Genomic DNA, 19,266 nt, shown 5'->3' with positions numbered 1-19,266 from the left:
GGTGTGGTTCGTTCCTTCGGTCGGTGAGGGGTGCGGGGGAGCGGTCAGCGTGTGCTGAACCTCTCCAGGTCAGTGGCGAGGCCCTCGTACACGGCGGGCCGGGACCGCTTGAGATAGGCGCCGTAGACGATGCCGCCGATCAGGGCGACCACCAGCAGCAGCGGCATCAGCCGGATGGCCAGTTCCTCGGAGCCCGCCACGATGTTGAAGTTCACGACGGCGAGGATCGAGATCGCGGCGATACCGAGGAATCCGATGCCGGGGGCGATGAAGGTGCTCCACCAGCGCGGGTCACGGCGGCGGCGGAAGTACACGACGATCGAGATCGCCGCGAGGCCCTGCAGGATGAGCACGCTCAGGGTGCCGAAGCCCAGCATGGCGGGCACGAGGGTGAGGATCGGGTCCGCTCCGGCGATCGCGAAGATGATCGCGACGATGCCGGCGAACGAGGCCTGCACGATACCGGCGAGTTGCGGAGCGCCGTTCGCGCGGGTGCGGGCCAGCGCCTGCGGCAGGATCTTCGCGCGCCCGAGGGAGTACAGGTATCGGGTCGCGGAGTTGTGGAAGGCGAGCATCGCCGCGAACAGGCTCACCAGCAGCAGGACCATCATCACGGTCGTGAGCGGACCGCCGAGATACTGCTGCGAGAGCGAGAAGATCAGGTCGCCGGTGGGGAGATGCTCGAGAGCGGTCGCTTGCGCCTGCGCGACGCCGGTCGCACTCACCACGGCCCACGTGGTGACACCGAGGATGACGCCGATCGCGATGATCGAGGTGTAGGTGGCCCGCGGGATCGTGCGCAGCGGCTGCTTCGCCTCTTCGCTGAACAGCGCCGTCGCCTCGAACCCGAGGAATCCGGTGGCCGCGAGCAGCAGGCCGATCGGCAGCGACCCGGAAAACACGGCTTCGGGGCTGAACGCCGCCACGTCGTAGCCAGTCTGCACGAGCACCGAGATGTCGAACACGACCAGCATCAGCACCTCGAGCACGAGGCAGACCCCCAGCACCTTGGAGCTGAAGTCGACACCGATCCGAGCGAGCACGAAGCACACCACGATCGAGAGGAGGCCCCAGACCAGCCAGTTGACGTCGAGTCCGGTGAGGTCGCGGATGATCGTCTGCATGAAGAAGCCGCTCGTGCCGATCGTGCCGACGACGAAAAAGTTGTACCCGAGCGTCGCGATCAGCCCGGCGATCAGCCCTCCCGTGCGCCCGAGGCCCTTCACCACGAAGGCGTAGAAGCCCCCGGCGTTGACCAGCTGCTTCGACATCTGGGCGTAGCCGATCGCGAAGAGCAGCAGGATGGCCGCGACGAGGAAGAAGGACATCGGCGTGCCGCCGCCGTTGCCGAGGGCGATGGCCAGGGAAGCGACGACGACGATGCCCGTCAGCGGCGCAACCGCGGCGAGGACGAGGAAGACGATGCCGGCGACGCCGAGGGCGCCCGGGCGGAGGGAGGTGTGGTTCTGCGTCGTCGTGGACGCAGATGTCGGTTCTGCCACGTCGGCTCCTTTGCTGGGTGACGGCCGTGCGGACACGGCATCGACGACGAGGGGAATCATCGATAGAGCGAGTCTGCTCGCGCCGCCGCCCCCGCGCTTGACCATGAGCGAAAGACGGTGGTGTCACCGTGCACAGCCCGCGGACGGAGGTTCGCACGGGCGGAGAGGGAGAGCAGGATGACCGAGACGACACCGCTGTCCTCCCCGCACCACCGGGTGCCGGACGGCGCACGAAGGACGACATGGATCTGCAGCTGCACGGGACGACCGCCCTCATCACCGGGGCGGCCGGCGGTATCGGCCGCGCGACCGCGCTCGCGCTCGCCGCCGAGGGCGTCAGGGTCGCCGTCCTGGACCGCGACGAAGCCGCGCTCCAGGACGTGGCGGACGCCTGCCCGGATGCCGTGCTCCTCGTCGCGGATGTCACCGACGAGGTGCAGGTCGAACTCGCTGTGCGCACCGGCGTCGCCGCGCTGGGCCGACTCGACGCCGTCGTCTGCTGCGCCGGGGTGTCCGGTCCGGTGGGCTCCTCTCTCGAAGACACCGCGCTCCAGGCCTGGAACCGGGTGCTCGCCGTCAACGTGACCGGGGCGTTCCTGGTGCTCAAGCACGCGCTGCCCGCGTTGCGCGAGGCGGAGGCCGCGTCGGTCGTGCTGCTCGCGAGTGATTCGGCGTTCGTCGCCTCACCCGGCATGGTGCCCTACTGCACGTCGAAGGCGGCCCTGCTGCAGTTCGGCCGTGCCCTCTCGGTCGACCTCGCCGACACGCGCATCCGGGTGAACGCGGTCGCGCCGTCGATCGTCGACACCCCAATGAGCCGGGGCGACCTCGGGGCCGACGCGTTCGACGAGCCGGACTTCCCGGTGCAGAGCGCGGCGGAGGTCGCCGCGCACGTGACCTACCTCGTATCGCCCCGGTCTGGGGCCATCAACGGCACCAGCATCCTCAGTGACTTCGGGTACACCGCCCGATCCGGATTCCCCGCCTGACGCGACCGCATCGGGCACCCACCGCGCACGCGCGCCAACACACAGGAGCACACATGGGACTCGTGGTCGGATCGACCGTCTCCGGACGCGTCGTCGTCATCACCGGGGGCGGCACGGGCATCGGCGCCGCCATCGCCGAGCGGTACGCGGCCGAGGGGGCGCACGTCGTCGTCGTCGGGCGTCGCCCGGAGCCGCTGCACGAGGTGGAACGCGCGGTCGGTGCTCTGCCGATCATCGCCGACGCGGCGGACACCGCTTCGGCGAGGGCCGCCGTGGCGGAGGTGCTGGCGCGGTTCGGCCGCATCGACGTGCTGGTGGCGAACGCCGGCGGCCACGGTTTCTCTCCGGTGGGGGAGACCGACGACGAGAGCTGGGAGGCGGCGATCCGCGCCAACCTCACGACGGCCTTCACGATGGCGAGGGAGGCGCTTCCCGCTCTGATCGAGGCGAAAGGACAGATCGTGATCGTCTCGTCGCTCGCCGGGTTGTTCGCCGGACCGTCGGTGGCCGGATACACCGTGGGCAAGCACGCCCTGGTCGGACTCACCCGCACGCTCGCGCGCGACTACGGACGACACGGCGTTCGCGTGAACGCGATCTGTCCCGGCTGGGTGCAGACGCCGATGGCCGACGAGGAGATGGACGAGTTCGCCTCGCACGCCGGCCTCGACTCCCGGGAGGAGGCCTACGCCAAGGTCACCGCGGACGTTCCGCTGCGTCGACCGGCGCGCCCTGCGGAGATCGCGTCGGTAGTCCGGTTCCTCGGCTCGGGCGAGTCGTCGTACATCACCGGTGCGGTGATCGTCGCCGACGGGGGTTCGCACGTGGTCGATGTGCCCACGATCGCTTTCGACCATGCCGGGATGTGACCCGGCGCGAGATCAGTCGATCGTGAGGTCGAAGCCCTGGGCGGTCGGGACGACGGTCACCGCGGTGAGGTCGTCCACCCGATAGGTGGGCTCGTGGGCGGCGGCGTGGCTGCCCACCCCGATCACCCGCATGCCGGCCGCGAGACCGGCCTGGATCCCCGCGTCGGAGTCTTCGAACACGACGCAGTCGGCGGGCTCGATTCCCAGCAGCTCCGCCGCGCGCAGGAAGCCCTCGGGATCCGGCTTCGATGCCGTGACGTTCTCGGCGGTCACGGTGAGCTCAGGGATCGTGAGCCCGGCCTCTCCCATGCGCGCGGTCATCAGGGCCACGTTCGCGGAGGTGACGATCGCGTGCGGGTGGGGGCGCAGGGCCTCGAGCAGGGCGTCGGCGCCGGCGATCCGGATCACGCCGTCCACGTCGTCGGCCTCGGTCGCCAGCATCACGTCGTTCTCGCGGAGGTTTATCCGGTGGTCGCGCTCCGGCAGCATGATCGCCATGCTCTGGTGACCCTGCCGGCCGTGGACCACGCTGAGCACGGTCTCCGGGGCGATCCCGTGCGGCTCGGCCCACGCGAGCCACAGCCGTTCCACCACCGCGGTGGAGTCGACGAGGGTGCCGTCCATGTCGAGGAGGGCGGCGCGGGCGGAGATCGTCTGGGTCACCTCTTCAGGCTAATGCCCGAAGGCTCCGCGAGTGCCGGGTCAGCCGCCGAGGTAGGCGCGGTGCAGCAGTTCCGGATCCGCCTGCAGGGCCTCGGAGGTCCCCTGGAACGAGACCCGGCCGCCGGCGACGACCACCGCTTCCTGCGCGAGGCCGAGCGCGAGCTGGGTGAACTGCTCGACCAGCAGCACGCCCACCCCGGAGTCCGCGATCGACTTGACGATCGGCATCAGCCGCATGAACACCACGGGCGCGAGACCGAGAGACATCTCGTCGATCAACAGGATGCGCGGCTTGGCGGCGAAGGCGCGCGCCAGTACCACCATCTGCTGCTCGCCCCCGGAGAGCAGGGCGGTCGGTGCATCGATGCGCTTCTGGAGCTCGGGGAACGGCGCGAGCGCGGCGTCGAGCGCTCCGGGGGTTCGCGCGGTGAGCGAGATGTTCTCGCGCACGGTCAGCGAGGGGAACACGGCGCGCCCCTGCTCGATGTGGACGATCCCACGGCGGGCTCGCGTGACGCGCGACAGCTTGTCGATCGGTTCGCCGTCGAGGGTCATCGTGCCTGCCGAGTGGGCGGTGACGCCCGACACCGACTCGATCAGGCTGGTCTTGCCCGCGCCGTTGGGACCCACGAGGGCCAGCACCTCGCCACCGACGACCCGCAATGAGACGTCGGAGATCACAGGCCCGGCGCCGCGGCGGACGGTCACGGAGTCCAGGACGAGTTCGCTCATTTCAGCAGCTCCGTCTCTCCCATGTACGCCTTGACGACGTCGGGGTTCGCGAGGACCTCGGCCTGCGGTCCGCTCGCCAGCACGCGGCCGAAATCGAGCACCGTGAGGGTGGGGCAGACGGAGCGGACGAGATCGAGATCGTGCTCGATGATGATCAGCGCCACACCGTAGCGCGCCGGCAGTTCCCGCAACCGCGCCGCGAGCGCCAGATGCTCTTCGTGGGACAGGCCGGCAGCCGGCTCGTCGAGGATCAGCAGCCGGGGGCGGGAGACCACGTTCGCGGCGACCTCCACGAGCCTCCGAGTGCCGACGTCGACGCTCGACAGCCGAGCCCGTGCGGGTGGGCAGCCGAAGAACTCGAGAACCTCGTCGATGTCGGCGGCCGCGAGTCGGCGCCGGGCCACGAACCTCACGTACGCGCCGACCGTGAGCGAGGGAGGCACCCGATCCTGCTGGAACGTCCGGCGCAGGCCGAGGCGGGCGCGTCGGGTGGGGGACAGGCCGGCGAGGTCGCGGTCCCCGAGGAGGACACGTCCGCCGTGCTTCGGGAGGAAGCCGCTGATCGCGTCGACGAAGGTCGACTTCCCCGCACCGTTCGGACCGATGAGTCCCATGATCGACGCCGGCGGAACCTGGAAGGAGACGTCGTCCAGAGCCTTGAGGGCGCCGAACTGCACGGTCAGGCCCTCGACGGTCAGCACGGGTGCGCCGTCGAGCATCGCCTCCTCGACGGTCGCGGTGGTCGTGGTGGTGATCTCCGTGGCGTCCGGACCGGCATCCGGAGGAAGCGCCGACAGTGCGGCTGCGGCCGTCTTGCGGTCCGCGCGACGCCAGATCAGGTTGCGGATGCCCTGTCCGAGGTTCGTGCCGCTGGTGAGCGCCTGGACGCCGAGCACGCCGAAGACGACGAAGGCCCAGTCCTGGGGGACGCCCCAGCGCTTGAGGAGCTCGGGGACCAGCACCCAGAGGATCCCGCCGAAGATCGCCATGTCGATCAGATGGGCGCCGGACATGATCGCGAGCACGTAGAGCGCGAGCGACTGCAACGGGGTGAAGCTCGACGCGAACGGAAGCTGCACCTGGCCGGCGAGCAGCCCGCCCGAGATGCCGCCGAGCGCGGCCGAGACCGCGAAGGCGGTGAGCTTCGCAGTGCGCACGCTCTGCCCCGCTGCGGCCGTACCGCGCTCGGAGAATGCGACGGCCTTCCAGCTCGACCCCCAGCGGCCCCGCTGCAGGAAGAAGGCGCCGAGCGCGCAGACGGCGAGGACGATGATCGAGAGGAAGAAGAACTGCCGGTCGTTGGAGAACATCTCGGGACGTTCCACTGCGATCCCGTCGGCCGAGCCGGGGAACTGGATCTGCACGAGGGTGACCCCTGCCGCCGCCGCGAAGCCCAGAGTGACGACGGCGAGGTTCACACCGCGCAGCCGCAGCGCCGGGAGGCCGACGAGGATGCCGACCAGGCCGGCAGCGATCCCCCCGAGGACGAGCCACACGATGAACCCGCCGGGGGCCTGCATGACGTTCAGCAGGGAGACGATCCAGGCGCCGACCGCGGCGAAGGTGAGTTGGCAGAGCGCGATCATCCCGGCCGAGCCGGTGACGATGCCGAGACCGAGGATGGCGATGGCGGCCGTGACGGCGCTGATCGCGAGGAAGACGAAGTACCCCGGCAGCGCGGCACTGAGGATCGCGCCCACGCCGATGCCGGCGGCGGCGACCGCGAACGGCCAGGTGATCCGGAACCAGGGACGGTCAGCGAGCGGCATCCCACACCTCCTTGCGCTGCGTCCAGAGCAACAGGACGACGATGAACAGGAACGGGAGGAAGTTGCGCACCAGCGCCACTTCGTCGATCTGGGCGACGAGCCCGCCGAGGACGCCCAGCACGATGCCGCCGACGACGGCGAGGTCGAGTCGGCGGAAGCCGCCGAGCAGGGCGGCTGCCGCGGCGGGGACGATGAGCATCGACAGGCTGGTTGCGTCGTTGGACTGCGAGGGGGCCACGATGATGATCGCGATCGCGCTGATCACACCCGTGACGAACCACACCGCGATCGACAACGGGCGGGAGCGGATGCCGAGGAGCTCGGCGGTGGTCGGGCGCTCCGAGAGCGCCCGCAATTGGGTGCCGACCCTCGTTCGGCGCAGGACGATGCGGACGACGACGGCCGTGACGATCGCCATCGCCACGGTCGCGACCGTGACCTGGCTGATCACGACGCCGCCGAACGAGAACGCCGGGCCCGCGATGATCGGCGTGAACGGCTGAGGCTTGTTGCCGAACAGGATGAACGACATCGAGATGAGCAGGAGGAGCGGGCCCACGGTCATCGCCGAACGCGTGGTGGTGGACGCCTCGGAGAGCCAGGTCGCAGCGATGAAGCCGATCGCCGCGGCGAGGACCCCGGCGACAAGGACTCCCAGGACGGATCCCAGCCAGATCGGCAGACCGAGCTCGCGCACGAACCACACCGCCGTGAAGGCGCCGAACATCCCGGTCGCGGCTTGAGCGAAGTTCACCACCCGCACGAGGCGTGACATCAACGTCAGGCACACGCCGAGGACGGCATAGAGGCCGCCGGCGGCGAGACCGGCGATGGCGCCTTGCAGCATGAGGCGTCCTTTCTGTTCCGAGGGGAGGGGCCTGCCGCCGGGAATGCGCCCGGCGGCAGGCGAGGGGTGGCTACTCGCCGATGCGGAGCCAGTCGTCGGCGACCTTCTCCCAGGCGTTGGTGCCGGACTCGAGGACGATGGGCCAGCCCGCGGTGTTCTGCGTGCCGAACGCGTAGGGCGTCCCGACCATCGGGTTCTCGATCGGCTCCATGCTCTTCAGGGCCTCGGAGACGGTCTCGCGGGTGATGTCGCCGTCCATGCCCTCGAGCACCTCGATGAAGTACTTCGCGGCGAGGTAGCCGCCCTGACTGAACGAGGTGAGCGGGATGTCGTTGGCCTCCATCAGCTCGCGCCAGTCGGCGTTGATCTCGTCGTCGTCGGTGAACGGGTAGAACTCGGCCGGGACGTAGATGCCGGCGCCCGCGTTGTCGATCGCGTCGGCGAAGTTCTCGCTGTAGACGCTGGTGAGGTACAGCCAGGTCACGTCATCCCAGCCCTGGGCGTTCGCGGCTTTGACCTGGCCGATCGCGTCGGGCTCCACCGGGTTGATCGCCAGCGCCTTGCAGCCCTGGTCCCGCGCCTTGACGATGTAGGGCGTGTAGTCGGAAGCGCCGTACGGGACGGTGTCGTCGACGTACTTCGGTTCCTTGCCGGTGATCTCGGTCCACTTGTCGATCGCGGCCTGGTAGGTCGGACGGGTCGAGCCGGCGATCTCGAGCAGGATGCAGATGTCGTCCATGCCGAGCACCTCGGAGCCGTACTGCAGCGTGAGGGTCATGTCGTTGAACGGTCCGACGTTCGCCGGAGAGATGTTGTCACTGGCGAAGCAGCCCGTGTCCACCCCGATGCCGGGCATCGAGAGGATGCCCTCCTGCTCGTAGTACTTGGCGTTGATCTCGCACTCGATCAGGCTGGCGGAGCCGACGAGCGCGACCGCGCCGTCACTGCCGACCAGTTCCCGGGCGGAGGCCGTGGCCGTGGCCGGGTCGCCCTTGTCGTCCAGTATCTTGTAGTCGATCGTGCGTCCGTCGAGCCCGCCCGCGTCGTTGAACGCGTCAAACACGGCCGCAGCAGCCTGAGAGGCCTCCGGGAAGGTCGCCGGGCCGCTGATGGTGTTGACGGAGCCGACGACGATCGGGTCGCCCCCGCCTCCGCCGGCGCCGCCGTCTCCACCGGCGCAGCCGGCGAGGGTGAGGGCGGCCACGGCGAGGAGCGCCGCGGTGCCGGATGCTCGTTTGTTCATGTGCTTCCTGCCTCTCGTGTTCGGGTGGTGCTGTGTTCGGGTGGTGCGGTGTTCAGGTGCGCAGCGCGCGGTTGACGAGTTCCGTGTCGGTGAACTGCTCGAAGGCGACGACCTGGCCGCCGGAGACCCGCCACACGTGTGCGACACGTGCGGCGAAGAACCGCCCGGTCTGCCTGTATGTGCCGGAGTAGGTGCCGATGCCCACGACGACACCGCCGCCGTCGACGACCTCGTCGATCGCGACGGTGTAGTCGTCCCACTCCTCCTGGATGCGGCCGAACACGTTCCGGGCCACGGCGTCGGGACCGATGTAGGTGCCGGCGTACGGGAAGCCGGCGGCCTCCGTCCACTGGATGTCGGCGGCGAACGGGGCCAGCATCCCGTCGAGGTCACCGCGGTCGTTGGCGGCGTAGTGCTCTCGGATCAGGTCTGCGTTGCTCATGGGGTCTCCTCGGATGCCGGAGGGTCAGACGGGCTGTGCGTCGGGGTAGGCGACGGAGCCCAGCGGATAGATGTGGCCGCCGCCGCGGGAGTGCTCGGCGTCGCCGTCTCCGTTGAGTCCGAGGAAGATCCCCGTGGTCATGAGCTGATAGCCGAGGTCGTGCAACCACACGCTGGCGACGGCGATGCGGAACTCGCGGAAGCAGAACAGGTACAGGCCGTCGGCGAACTTCCACACGGTCGACAGGTCCATGTCTCCGTGGCCCCGCTGCACGCCCTCCACGCACTGCCAGGCATAGCGCTGGCTGGAGATGTACACGTGCTCGTACAGATGGTGCGGGCTGTAGCGGTAGAGGTTGCGCTTGCCGATGAGGTCGCGGCTCGGGCCGGGGGCCTCCCCGCTCACGGGAGCTCCGTCGATCGTCGCCGCCCAGAAATCCTGGCCGACCTGAGGCATCCCCTCGACGGGTTCGGCGGCGATCCGGGAGCGGATGACGGTGGCCCGGTTCGTGCCGGTCGAGAACACGACGGTGATCGCTTCACGGGGGCGGCTCTGCAGCGGGACGTTGACGAACACCACGTCCTCCCGCACCCGCACGGCATCGTACGGGTCGGCTCCGGATGCCTCGAGGCCGTTCCAGGAGACGGTGTCGTCGGCGAACCGCAGGGTCAGCGCCGATCCGTCGTCGAGCGTGAGGGCGAGGTCGGTTCCGGTGAGCGTCGTGTTCGGCAGCCGGAACGTGTCGATTCCCGCGGCGAACTCGTCATAGGTGCGCCACTGGTCGAGGGCGGGGTCGGCGGAGATGTCGGTCATCGGGGTCCTGACGTCGCACGCGGCGGGGCCGCATCGCCCCGGGCACCGCCTCATCGCGGTGCGCTTGCCTCATGCTGTGTCCGCGCCCGTCATCCCCTCAAGGTCGCAGCCGCCATCGCGCGCCGAGAGTCAACCGGCGTGCCCTCCGGGGCAAGCGCGGTGCGGGATCGAAAACGTGCGCCACGGCGCTCGCCGAGGAGCGTTATCGATCCCGCAGCGGGGCCGGGGCTCAGTGGCCGGCGCGGTACTCGCTGGGGGAGACCCCGAAGGTCGACTTGAACGCCCGGCTGAAGTGCGCGGCGTCGACGAAGCCCCACCGGGCGGCGATCGCCGCGACGGGACGGTCGGCGAGCATCGGGTCGAGCAGATCCCGGCGGCACTGTTCGAGGCGGCGGGTGCGGATCCAGGTCGAGACGGTGACCCCCTGCTCCTGGAAGAGCCCGTGCAGGTGGCGTGTGGAGATGAAGTGCGCGGCCGCGATCGATGCGGGGCCGAGGTCCGTCGAGGCCAGGTTGCGGTCGATGTGCGCGCGGATGCGCTGGACGAGAGCGCGATGCGGGTCGGCCGACACCTGGTCGAGTCCGAGTTCGCGGGTGAAGACGGTGGTCACGAGGTCGAGCCCGCTGTGCGCGAGGCGTGCGCCGGTGGTGCCGGCGAGCTGATCCAGGTTGCCGGCGAGCTGCGTGAGATACGGCACGACCATGCCGCCGAGGCCTTCGTGGCCGGAGATCCGCACCGCGGTGAGCTGCCCGACCATGTCCGCGGGGAGGCTGATGAGATGCTTCGGGAACATCACGACCATGGTGCGGAAGTCCTCGTCGAACACCAGGGAGTACGGGCGGTCCGTGTCGTACACGGCGAGGTCACCGGCCTGCAGCACGGCCTCGCGGTCGTCTTGGATCAGCAGACCGGTGCCGGCGAGCATCAGGCTGACCTTGAAGTACGAGCGGTCACCACGGGCGATGAGCTCGGGGGTGCGCTCGACGATGTGCGAGGTCGCGCGCACGTCGCTCACGTGCACCTCGTCCACGGAGGCACCGCGGATCACCCCGCGGAAGTGGTCGGGGCCCTCGGTCGTGACCTGCAACGGGACGAACGACTCGGAGACGGCCGCGCGGAAGTCGCTGATGTTGCGCGCGACGAGCGTGGAAACCGATTCGGCGGTGGCGGCGGGTGCACCGTTCATGACTGATCACCTCGGGATGGTGGAACGACGACGTTGTATACGATCCGTTCCGCGATGGTATCACCGGCTCCGCCCGCGTGGGCGACTTCTAGGATGTGGACCGTGACCGAACGACCGATGAAGACGCTCGCCGACCGTGTGCTGCAGGTGCTGCGACAGGTCCGCGGGCCGGACGCCTCCGATGCGGTGTTCGAGGCCACGGCCCTCATCGTGGGCAGTGCCTTCCTCGTGATCGGTTTCTTGGTGGCGCTGCCGGTGTTCTGGGGTCACGAGCTGGCGATCAGCGGTTCCGGCTCCGTCGGCGTCTTCGCCGCCTTCGGGGGTGCGCTCGCCGCCGCGATCGCCTTCGCGCTCGGACGCCTCGCCGTCCGTCCGGAGGAGGTCGATCCCGGGGCTGCGCGCGACGGCTTCAGCGTTCCGGGTGATCGGCTGCGCTGGTATGACCTGGCCGCCATCGCCTTCGCGCACGCGGCGATCGCGTACCTGGGATGGCTCGGGGTCGCCGAGCTCCTCGAGCGGAGCTTCACGGACGCCCCGGTCTACGCGTTCCCCGGTGCCGTGCTGGTGGCCGTGGCGTTCGCGCTGACCGGATACGTCTCGTTCCTGAGCGCGGTCGCTCTCACGCCGATGGTGCTCTCCCTCGTGCTCGCGGTGTTCCTGGTCGTGGGGGCGTTCGCGAGCATGCTCGCCTCCAGCGATGTGCACTGGTGGCGCGACAACCTCTCGGCGCTGGGCATGAGCAGCAACAGCTCCTCGATCGCGTTCAACACCACGCTGGTCATCGCCGGGATCATGGTGACGACGATCTCCCGCTACGCGACGGCGGGTCTGCCCGCGGAGGATCCGGTGGATCGCCGCGGGCGGTTCATGGTGAGGGGAGGCCTGATCCTGCTCGGGATCCTGCTCGCCTGCGTCGGCCTCTTCCCCGTCGACGAGTTCTTCCTGCTGCACAACACCGTGGCGACCGGGATGTGCGTGGTGTTCGCGGTCATCGTGGTGGGTCTGCCCTGGTTCCTCCGCACGATCCCGCGGGTCTTCGTGGGTCTGGGGTGGGCCTACGTGCTCGTGATCATCCTGCTCGCCGCCTTTTTCGCCGTCGGCTACTACAACCTCACCGCCGTCGAGCTGATCGCGGCCGTGCTGATCTTCAGCTGGATCATCGTGTTCCTGCGCACCGCAGGCTCGATCGGAGCGCGCGCGACCACGTGAGCGGTCGGTCGTCCGGCCTCAGTCGCGGAGCGCGCGCGTCGCCTCGCGGGTGCGCTGCAGAGCGTCGACGGTCTCGGTGAACCGTCGCTTCGCCACACCGATGAACAGGCAGTCGACGAGGGCGAGCTGTGCGATCCTGCTGACCATCGCGCCGGCGCGGAAGGTCGATTCGCGCACCTCGGTGAACAGGGCGTGGTCGGCCGCACGCGCGAGGGGGGAGTCCTTCGCCGACGTCACCGCCACCGTGGCGGAGCCGTTGGCGCGGGCGGTCTCGAGGAAGCGGACGGTCTCGATCGTCGATCCCGCGTGGGAGAACCCGATCGCGACGGTGGGCGCTGACTGCAGGACGCTGGCGGCCACCGCCTCGTGGGAGTCGGAGAGCACATGCGCATTGCGTCCGACGCGCAGAAGCTTGTGTGCGAGGTCTTCGGCCACGAACTGGCTCGCCCCGATGCCGTAGAGCAGGATGCGGTCTGCGCTGTCGATCGCGTCGATCGCCGCTTCGAGCACGTCGAAGTCGAGCTTCGCGACGGTCTCCTCGATGGCCAGCAGTTCGAGTGCGGCGAGCTTCGACACCGCCTCCTGCAGGGTGTCCTCATCGGAGATCTCCGATCCGAAGGCCCCGCGGGCGGAGAACTGGGCCGCTTCCTTGCCGAGCTCGGTCGCCAGCGCCATGCGCAGCGGGGCGTAGCCGCTGAATCCGATCGCCCGGCAGAACCGCACCACGGAGGCGACCGAGGTCCGGCACTCGTCCGCCAGTTCGTTGATGGTCTTGTCGATGACGATCGAGGGGTTCTCTCGGACCACCGCGGCGATGCGTGCGAGCGACGGCGGCAGGGTCGAGGCGGCGGCTTCGATCGTCGACTGGATGCTCAATCAGTCCTCCGAGGGTGTGGGATTCTCAGTATGTCGTGATGGGGCTCACGACAAGGATGGTAAATTCTTTTCAGAGAGTCTATGTCGCATGTAGTCTCTTTTCGTTACGTCCCGACCGAGTCCCGAGGAGAGCCGATGACCGCGCAGTCGACCGCATCCGTCGATCTCGGCAAGTCACGGTGCCGAGTCGTCATCCACGACGCTACGCGTATCGAGCGCTCGGGGACGGGAGCGCCCGGGCTCGCCGCGGCAGGCGGCGTCGATGCCGCCCTCGATGCGATCCTCCCGCTGCTCGCCGATGCACCGGTCCTCGACAGCATCGGGGTCGGTGCCGCTGGGGGCTGGCTCGCCCCGGAAGCCGCCCGGGAACTCGCGGGGCGCCTGACCGCGGCGACCGCGGCGCGGGTCGCCGTCGCCTCCGATGTCGTCACCGCCCATGCCGGTGCCCTCGAGGGGGCGCCCGGTGTGCTCCTGATCGCCGGCACCGGTGCCGCGGCACTCGGGATCGACGCCGATGGCGTCAGACTCGTCGACGGCTGGGGTCCCGAGCTCGGAGATCTCGGCAGTGGATCGTGGCTCGGCCGCGAGGGGCTTCGCGCCGTGCTGCGTGCGGACGACGGACTCGGCCCGGCGACCGCGCTCACCGCCGCGCTCGCGGATCCGGTCGGCGCTGCCTCCGACATCCAGGGCTGGCTCGCCCGGAGCGCGCCGCTGGCCCGCCATCTCGCCACGCTGGCGCCTCTCGTCCTCGACACGGCGGAAGCGGGCGACCCGGTCGCCTCGGGCATCGTGACCGAGGGGGTCCGGCTGCTCACCGCGACCGCGGTCGCCGCCTCAGCCGTGACCTGCGACGTGGTGGTGCACGGAGGGCTCGCCGAACACTCCTGGTTCCGCGCCGCCCTCGGATCCGCCCTCCTCGCCGCCGGTCGCCGTGTCGTACCGGCTGCGGGCGACGCCCTCGACGGCGCGCAGTTGCTCGCGCGCCGTGCTGACCTCCCCCATGAAAGGTTCGTGCACCGTGCCGAATGACGCCCCCCGCCTCGCCGCTCTCCTCTCGGTGCTGGAGAACCTCGACACCGAGGCCTCCACGACCGAGCGCGGCGACCTGGACCTCCTCGGCACCGCCGAGCTCGTGCGGAGGATGAACGCCGAGGACCGCCGCGTACCCGAAGCCGTCGCCGAGCGCGCCGAGGAGATCGCCGCCGCCGTCGACGGCATCACCGCGCGGTTCCGGCGCGGGGGGCGACTCATCTACATCGGAGCCGGGACCGCGGGGCGCATCGGCGTGCTCGACGCGAGCGAGTGCCCGCCCACGTTCGGCACGGATCCTTCGCTGGTCGTCGGCCTGATCGCCGGCGGCGAGACCGCGATCCGCTCGGCCGTCGAGAATGCCGAGGACGACGCCGACGCAGCGGGTGTCTCTTTGCGCGAGCTTGACCTGTCGGAGAGCGACACCGTCGTGGGCATCTCCGCCTCCGGACGCACGCCCTACGTCGTCGGTGGCCTGGAGTACGCCCGCAGTGTCGGGGCGCTCACGGTCGCGATCGCGTCCAACGCCGCATCCGAGATCGGTGCCGTCGCGGAGATCGCGATCGAAGTCGTCACCGGGCCCGAGTTCATCTCCGGCTCCACGCGCCTGAAATCCGGGACCGCGCAGAAGCTCGTGGTCAACATGCTCACGACGCTCTCGATGATCAACCTCGGCAAGACCTACCGCGGAGTGATGGTCGACCTGCTCGCGACCAACGAGAAGCTGCGTGCGCGGTCGATCCGCACTGTCTCGCAGCTCGCCGGCGTCGGGATCGACGACGCCGCCGCCGCTCTGGAGGGGGCGGACGGCTCCGTCAAGCTCGCCCTGCTGATGCTCGCCAGCGGTGCGTCGCCGCAGTCCGCGGCCTCGGCTCTCGAGGGTGCCGACGGCATTCTCCGCGACGCCATCGCCGCGCTCGCCTGACCTCCCTCCGCGCCCCGCCTCCGGCCGCTCCCGTCGCCGGCCGCTCCCGTCGCCGGCCGCTCCTCTGGTTCGCTCCGGTCGCGAATTCGCATCCTATTCGCGCGAGTTCGCGACCATTTTGCGACCGGAACGTCGGTTCTGCGACCGGAGTGTGGAGTTCGCGACCGGAGCGCGCGGTCAGTGCTCGCAGGTGCAGGTGCCTCCGCCGCAGCAGCTGCCGGATGAGACCGCGTGCGCCTGCGAGGATTCCGGCACATCCATTGCGGGGTTCTGGTCGAGGAAGCCGTTGGGCTTGAACCGGAACCCGGCGGTGTCGACGGGCATGATCGGCCAGTCCTCCGTGCGCGGGAAGTGCGTGAGGCCGAACGTGTGCCAGAGCACCATGTCCTCGCCGTCGATCGACCGGTCGCCTGCCGTGTAGGCGGGGAGTCCGCCGCCGCCCTGGTGTGCGTTGGGATACCGCCCCGCAGGCCAGATCTGACCGTGTTCGTAGCGTGTCGCCCAGAGGTGCTTGGTGGCGAACGCGGCGCGCGCGGCGACCGAGGACTCCGGATCGGCCATGAGCAGCGCGGTGGGCTCCGGGACGAGGTGATACGCGGTCGGCCGCCCGACGTGATTCGTGCGGGACGTGCTCTGCACCTCCCAGACGCGCGCGACGGAGGAGTCTGCGTCGCGCTGCGCGGCGGTCTCGGTCGTGAGCGGGGTCTCGGACCAGCTGAACGCGTTGCCGAACGGGTTGTCCGGCCCCATTGGCACGCGCTGTGCGTCCACCTCGATGAGCCGATTCCGGTCGCCGTCGATGGCGACGTCGAGTCGCGCGCAGAACAGGTGCTGGTGCACGGGCGCGAAGACGCCCGGGGCGAGTTCGGTCGCGTGGCGCTGCCGGACGCCGGGCTCGCCGCCGCCTACGAACACGATGCCGGTGGCCTTGGCGACGACCTCGATCGAACCGTCCAGGCCGAAGTACCAATAGAAGCCGTAGTCGTAGTTGCCGATCGTGGAGAAGTACGAGACCACGAACCGGCGGGAGCGGCGCACGTCGGCGCGGCCCGCGAGGTCGGTGTGCTTCCAGAGGATCCCGTCGTCCTCCTCGTGCATGCAGACCACGTTCGGGATGCGCACCGGGTTGCCGTGGTCGTCGGCCACGTAGCCGTCGAGGTAGCGGATCACGCCCAGGCAGTCGCAGCCGAGTTCGAGGTGGTTGGCGTTCTTGCCGAGGAGATATTCGCCGGCATCGAAGTAGCTGATCCAGAAGCGGCCGGGGGCGGTGTCACCGTAGGGGACCACCATCTCGGGAACGCTGGCGCGGCTGAGCACGGAGCGGTCCTGGAAGGTGACGTCGTGCAGCACGAGACCTTCGCGGGCGTTGAAGTCGACACGCATCGACCAGCCCTCCCACTCGACGAGCGAGCCGGTGACGGTGAAGCTCGGTCCCTCCGGCTGCGTGATCTCGATCGGCTTGAGCGAGGTGCGCGCCTCGCCCTGCACCTCGGGGTAGTAGTTTCCGTGGCCGGCGGGCACGGGCACGTCGCCGTGGTCCTCGACGCGGATGACGCGGTTCGAGGTGAGGTCGATGTGCACGACGAGTCCCTCGACGGGGTGCGCCCACGGGGAGTCCTGCTCGTCGTACTTGAGGAACGTCAGGGAGCGGATCACGCGGCGACCGACTTCATCGGCACGACCGGTGTAGCCCGGGGCGAGCGGTCCGCAGAACGCGAGGTCCATGTGGTCGGCGAGGCCGCGGCGCGTCATGGCAGCCTGCCACTCGGGGGAGGCCTTCGCGATCGTCTCGGCGCGTTCGTACTCCTCGAACAGGTACTGAGGCTGGCCGTAGGGCGGGGCGTCATTCGGCACGCGTTCGGTGCGCAGGACCTCGCCGCGGGTGATCGACACGATGGCTTCGGTCGCGACGCCGGTCGCCGTGTCGAGCAGTGTCACGTCGACGCGGCGGTCGATGGGGGAGCCGGGGGTCCAGGCGGCGAACTCCTGCTTCGTGGGCTCATCGGGCAGCAGCATCGGCACGCGGGTGGTCCCGGTCAGGAGCCCGGCCGCGTCGAGGATGGCTCGGGCGGCGGCGATCTCCTCGCCCGAGAGCGGATCGTGCGGGTGCGGGGCCGCGATCTTGTCGAGGGAGACGGGCTGCGGTGCGTGGTGGGACATCATCGACCTCACTATTTTCGAGCAGATGCTCAATAAACGGGTTGCGATGATGATACGACGGCTCGCCGCAGGTACACAAGGACCGTTTTCGCGGGGCTCAGGCGCGCCAGGGGGCGAGGATGCTGTCCAGGACGGCGAGATGCGCCGCCGCGGGTTGAGGTTCGGTGACCTCGACGATCTGCTGTCCGTACGTGATCGAGCGCAGCAAGGCCATCACGGCGTCGGCGGGGGTGTCGGCACGCAGCTCTCCGTCGTCCACGGCCTCGGCCAGGGCGAGACGGATGCTGTCCTGCCAGGTCGCGAGGGTCGGGGCACCCGCGTCGGGGGTCGGCGCGAGGGCGGCCAGGCGCCCCCAGAAGCCGACCACCACGTGCGCTTCCGTGCGGGTGTCGTCGTCGATCGGAAGGACCTCGCGCATCAGTGCGTGCAGCCGGTCCAGTCCCCGGAGGCCGTCTGTGGCGGCGGCGATGCGCGCGTCGGTGCGGCGCGTCACCTCAGCGGCTGCGGCGCGCACGACCTCGTCGAATCCGTCGAAGTAGTGCCAGAGCGAGCCGGTCGCGACACCGAGTTCCTTGGCGACGGCGCGCGAGGAGACGCTTTCGTGTCCATCGCGAGTGGCGACGGCGAGCAGCGCCTCGGCGATCTGCCGGCGGCGCTCATCATGGTCGACGATGCGGGGCACGTGCCCATCTTGTCGCATCCGACCTAGGTCTAGCGTTATTGAGCGATCGATCAATATACTTCCCGGATGGAGCTCCTCCTCCCTGCAACACCGTGGCTGATGGCTGTGGCGGCGATCGTCGCTGCGGTCGCCTGCATCGGTGCGTGGCGTGCGGTGCCGTGGCAGGGGCGGCAGGCGGCACTGATCATGGCGGCGGCGATGCTGGCGCTCGCAGTCTCACCCGGCGACGCGCTCGCGGGACTCCTGCTCGGGGTGCTGCTGCTGGTCTCGGCGATGCTCGGAACGATGGGCGTTCGGGGAACCGCGGCGGCCTCCGCGTGCTGCCACCGGGCCCTCGGATCGCTCGTGATGGCCGTCTGCGCGTTCCAGAGCGCCTCGACGCGCGCGGCGGAGTCGGCCGGTGCGGGCGCGGAGATCGCGGTCTCAGGGCACGGCGGACACGGGATGAACGGCGTCCTCTCCGTTGTGATGCTGGTCGGGGTGGCCGGGGTCGTCGTGTGGACCGTCGTCTCGGAGTGGTTCCTCCCCTCCGTGCATCGTGGCAGGACGGCACGGTTGCTGGCGACGGAATCGTGGGCCATGGCAGCGGGCGTCGTGATCATGTGCGTGGGGTTCTGAGGGCAGCGGGACGCGTGTGCGTTCCGGTACGGTGGCCGGATGCCCCTCGCTCTGATCACCGGCGCTGCCCGGGCGAACAGCATCGCCGCCGGCATCGTCCCTCGTCTGCGTGCGGCCGGATGGACGGTCGTGACCAGCGATCTCCACGACGCCGACCACCTCGCCGACCTCGCGACCCCCGACGGCCCCGGCGCACTCGTGGATGCGGTCGTCGCCGCGCACGGGCCCATCACCGCGCTCATCCTGAGCCACGCCCACGACGTCGAGTCCGGCATCCTCGACACCACCGCGGAGAGTTTCGACAGGCACGTCGCCGTGAACGCGCGGGCGAGTCTGCTGCTGATCGCGGCCTTCGCGCGTCAGGTCGGCGACGACGGGGGAGTGATCGTGGCACTCACCAGCGACCACGTGACCGGGAACCTGCCCTACGGTGCATCGAAGGGCGCACTCGACCGGCTCGTGATCTCGGCCGCTCGTGAGCTCGGTCCTCGTGGGATCTCCGCGAACGTGCTGAACCCGGGACCGATCGACACCGGCTGGATGGACGACGAGACGCGGGCCTCGCTCGAAGCGATGACCCCTCTGGGGCGGTTGGGGCGCCCGGCGGATGTCGCCGCGGTCGTGGAGTTCCTCGTGTCGGACGAGGGGCGCTGGATCTCCGGTCAGCTGCTCCAGTCGGACGGGGCGTTCTCGGCTCGCTACTGAGCGCTAC

The 19,266-nt window shown here is 69.8% G+C and carries 19 protein-coding genes; 7 read left to right on the top strand and 12 right to left on the bottom strand.

Going from position 1 to position 19,266, the window contains the following annotated elements:
- Nucleotides 1-44: 44 nt before the first annotated feature.
- The gene (locus tag LVJ59_RS05645) at nucleotides 45-1,502 is read right to left on the bottom strand and encodes an APC family permease (RefSeq protein WP_047521683.1); all 1,458 of its coding nucleotides are present in this window, start codon (nucleotides 1,500-1,502) and stop codon (nucleotides 45-47) included.
- Between the two features lie 242 nt (nucleotides 1,503-1,744).
- Here LVJ59_RS05645 and LVJ59_RS05640 point away from each other — a divergent pair, with 242 nt between their 5' ends.
- Together LVJ59_RS05640 and LVJ59_RS05635 are read left to right on the top strand one after the other, a co-directional pair.
- Nucleotides 1,745-2,491, top strand: a complete 747-nt coding sequence (locus LVJ59_RS05640; RefSeq protein ID WP_232762307.1) for an SDR family NAD(P)-dependent oxidoreductase — start codon at nucleotides 1,745-1,747, stop codon at nucleotides 2,489-2,491.
- Between the two features lie 53 nt (nucleotides 2,492-2,544).
- The gene (locus LVJ59_RS05635) at nucleotides 2,545-3,360 is read left to right on the top strand and encodes an SDR family NAD(P)-dependent oxidoreductase (RefSeq protein ID WP_232762306.1); all 816 of its coding nucleotides are present in this window, start codon (nucleotides 2,545-2,547) and stop codon (nucleotides 3,358-3,360) included.
- Nucleotides 3,361-3,372: 12 nt separating this feature from the next.
- On the opposite strand, the gene LVJ59_RS05630 is transcribed toward LVJ59_RS05635, so the two are convergent.
- The 8 genes from LVJ59_RS05630 to LVJ59_RS05595 all read right to left on the bottom strand — a co-directional run bounded on the left by LVJ59_RS05630 (nucleotide 3,373) and on the right by LVJ59_RS05595 (nucleotide 11,055).
- A complete protein-coding gene (locus LVJ59_RS05630; RefSeq protein ID WP_232762305.1) occupies nucleotides 3,373-4,023 on the bottom strand; it encodes an HAD-IA family hydrolase in 651 nt (216 codons plus the stop codon).
- 39 nt (nucleotides 4,024-4,062) lie between these two features.
- Complete coding sequence (locus LVJ59_RS05625) at nucleotides 4,063-4,755, bottom strand: ABC transporter ATP-binding protein (RefSeq protein ID WP_232762304.1); 693 nt, start codon at nucleotides 4,753-4,755, stop codon at nucleotides 4,063-4,065.
- Nucleotides 4,752-6,524, bottom strand: a complete 1,773-nt coding sequence (locus tag LVJ59_RS05620) for an ATP-binding cassette domain-containing protein (protein WP_232762303.1) — start codon at nucleotides 6,522-6,524, stop codon at nucleotides 4,752-4,754. Before LVJ59_RS05620 ends, LVJ59_RS05625 begins: the two co-directional genes overlap by 4 nt.
- Nucleotides 6,511-7,371, bottom strand: a complete 861-nt coding sequence (locus LVJ59_RS05615; RefSeq protein ID WP_232762302.1) for a branched-chain amino acid ABC transporter permease — start codon at nucleotides 7,369-7,371, stop codon at nucleotides 6,511-6,513. Before LVJ59_RS05615 ends, LVJ59_RS05620 begins: the two co-directional genes overlap by 14 nt.
- A 70-nt stretch (nucleotides 7,372-7,441) precedes the next feature.
- The gene (locus LVJ59_RS05610) at nucleotides 7,442-8,614 is read right to left on the bottom strand and encodes an ABC transporter substrate-binding protein (RefSeq protein WP_232762301.1); all 1,173 of its coding nucleotides are present in this window, start codon (nucleotides 8,612-8,614) and stop codon (nucleotides 7,442-7,444) included.
- Between the two features lie 52 nt (nucleotides 8,615-8,666).
- A complete protein-coding gene (locus LVJ59_RS05605) occupies nucleotides 8,667-9,056 on the bottom strand; it encodes a nuclear transport factor 2 family protein (protein WP_232762300.1) in 390 nt (129 codons plus the stop codon).
- Nucleotides 9,057-9,080: 24 nt separating this feature from the next.
- Nucleotides 9,081-9,869: a MoaF C-terminal domain-containing protein gene (locus LVJ59_RS05600; RefSeq protein WP_232762299.1), complete on the bottom strand. Its 789-nt coding sequence runs from the start codon at nucleotides 9,867-9,869 to the stop codon at nucleotides 9,081-9,083.
- A gap of 229 nt (nucleotides 9,870-10,098) precedes the next feature.
- On the bottom strand, nucleotides 10,099-11,055 hold the full coding sequence (locus LVJ59_RS05595; RefSeq protein WP_047521664.1) for a helix-turn-helix domain-containing protein: 957 nt from the start codon (nucleotides 11,053-11,055) through the stop codon (nucleotides 10,099-10,101).
- Nucleotides 11,056-11,157: 102 nt separating this feature from the next.
- On the opposite strand from LVJ59_RS05595, the gene LVJ59_RS05590 reads away from it, so the two are divergent.
- Nucleotides 11,158-12,264, top strand: coding sequence for a DUF998 domain-containing protein (locus LVJ59_RS05590; protein WP_232762298.1), 1,107 nt, complete (start codon nucleotides 11,158-11,160; stop codon nucleotides 12,262-12,264).
- A gap of 18 nt (nucleotides 12,265-12,282) precedes the next feature.
- Here LVJ59_RS05590 and LVJ59_RS05585 read toward each other — a convergent pair whose 3' ends face one another.
- Nucleotides 12,283-13,140, bottom strand: coding sequence for a MurR/RpiR family transcriptional regulator (locus LVJ59_RS05585; RefSeq protein WP_134353243.1), 858 nt, complete (start codon nucleotides 13,138-13,140; stop codon nucleotides 12,283-12,285).
- A 135-nt stretch (nucleotides 13,141-13,275) separates the two neighbouring features.
- Here LVJ59_RS05585 and LVJ59_RS05580 point away from each other — a divergent pair, with 135 nt between their 5' ends.
- Nucleotides 13,276-14,169 (top strand): N-acetylglucosamine kinase, encoded by an 894-nt coding sequence (locus LVJ59_RS05580; protein ID WP_232762297.1) that lies wholly within the window; start codon nucleotides 13,276-13,278, stop codon nucleotides 14,167-14,169.
- The gene (murQ, locus tag LVJ59_RS05575; RefSeq protein WP_232762296.1) at nucleotides 14,159-15,094 is read left to right on the top strand and encodes an N-acetylmuramic acid 6-phosphate etherase; all 936 of its coding nucleotides are present in this window, start codon (nucleotides 14,159-14,161) and stop codon (nucleotides 15,092-15,094) included. Before LVJ59_RS05580 ends, murQ begins: the two co-directional genes overlap by 11 nt.
- A gap of 177 nt (nucleotides 15,095-15,271) precedes the next feature.
- Here the strand turns inward: murQ and LVJ59_RS05570 are convergent, their stop codons facing one another.
- Nucleotides 15,272-17,257, bottom strand: coding sequence for a primary-amine oxidase (locus LVJ59_RS05570; RefSeq protein WP_232762295.1), 1,986 nt, complete (start codon nucleotides 17,255-17,257; stop codon nucleotides 15,272-15,274).
- Nucleotides 17,258-17,351: 94 nt separating this feature from the next.
- On the bottom strand, nucleotides 17,352-17,936 hold the full coding sequence (locus LVJ59_RS05565) for a TetR/AcrR family transcriptional regulator (protein WP_232762294.1): 585 nt from the start codon (nucleotides 17,934-17,936) through the stop codon (nucleotides 17,352-17,354).
- Between the two features lie 66 nt (nucleotides 17,937-18,002).
- Between LVJ59_RS05565 and LVJ59_RS05560 the strand changes: the two genes are divergently transcribed.
- Nucleotides 18,003-18,554 (top strand): hypothetical protein, encoded by a 552-nt coding sequence (locus LVJ59_RS05560; protein WP_232762293.1) that lies wholly within the window; start codon nucleotides 18,003-18,005, stop codon nucleotides 18,552-18,554.
- 39 nt (nucleotides 18,555-18,593) lie between these two features.
- Nucleotides 18,594-19,259 carry an SDR family oxidoreductase gene (locus LVJ59_RS05555; RefSeq protein ID WP_232762292.1) on the top strand — a complete coding sequence of 222 codons (666 nt, stop codon included), beginning with the start codon at nucleotides 18,594-18,596 and terminating at the stop codon, nucleotides 19,257-19,259.
- Nucleotides 19,260-19,266 lie beyond the last annotated feature (7 nt).

Origin of the sequence: Microbacterium sp. KKR3/1 (assembly GCF_021272365.1) — a bacterium.
GTDB lineage: Bacteria > Actinomycetota > Actinomycetes > Actinomycetales > Microbacteriaceae > Microbacterium > Microbacterium aurugineum.
This window is presented reverse-complemented; position numbering and strand designations above follow the sequence as displayed.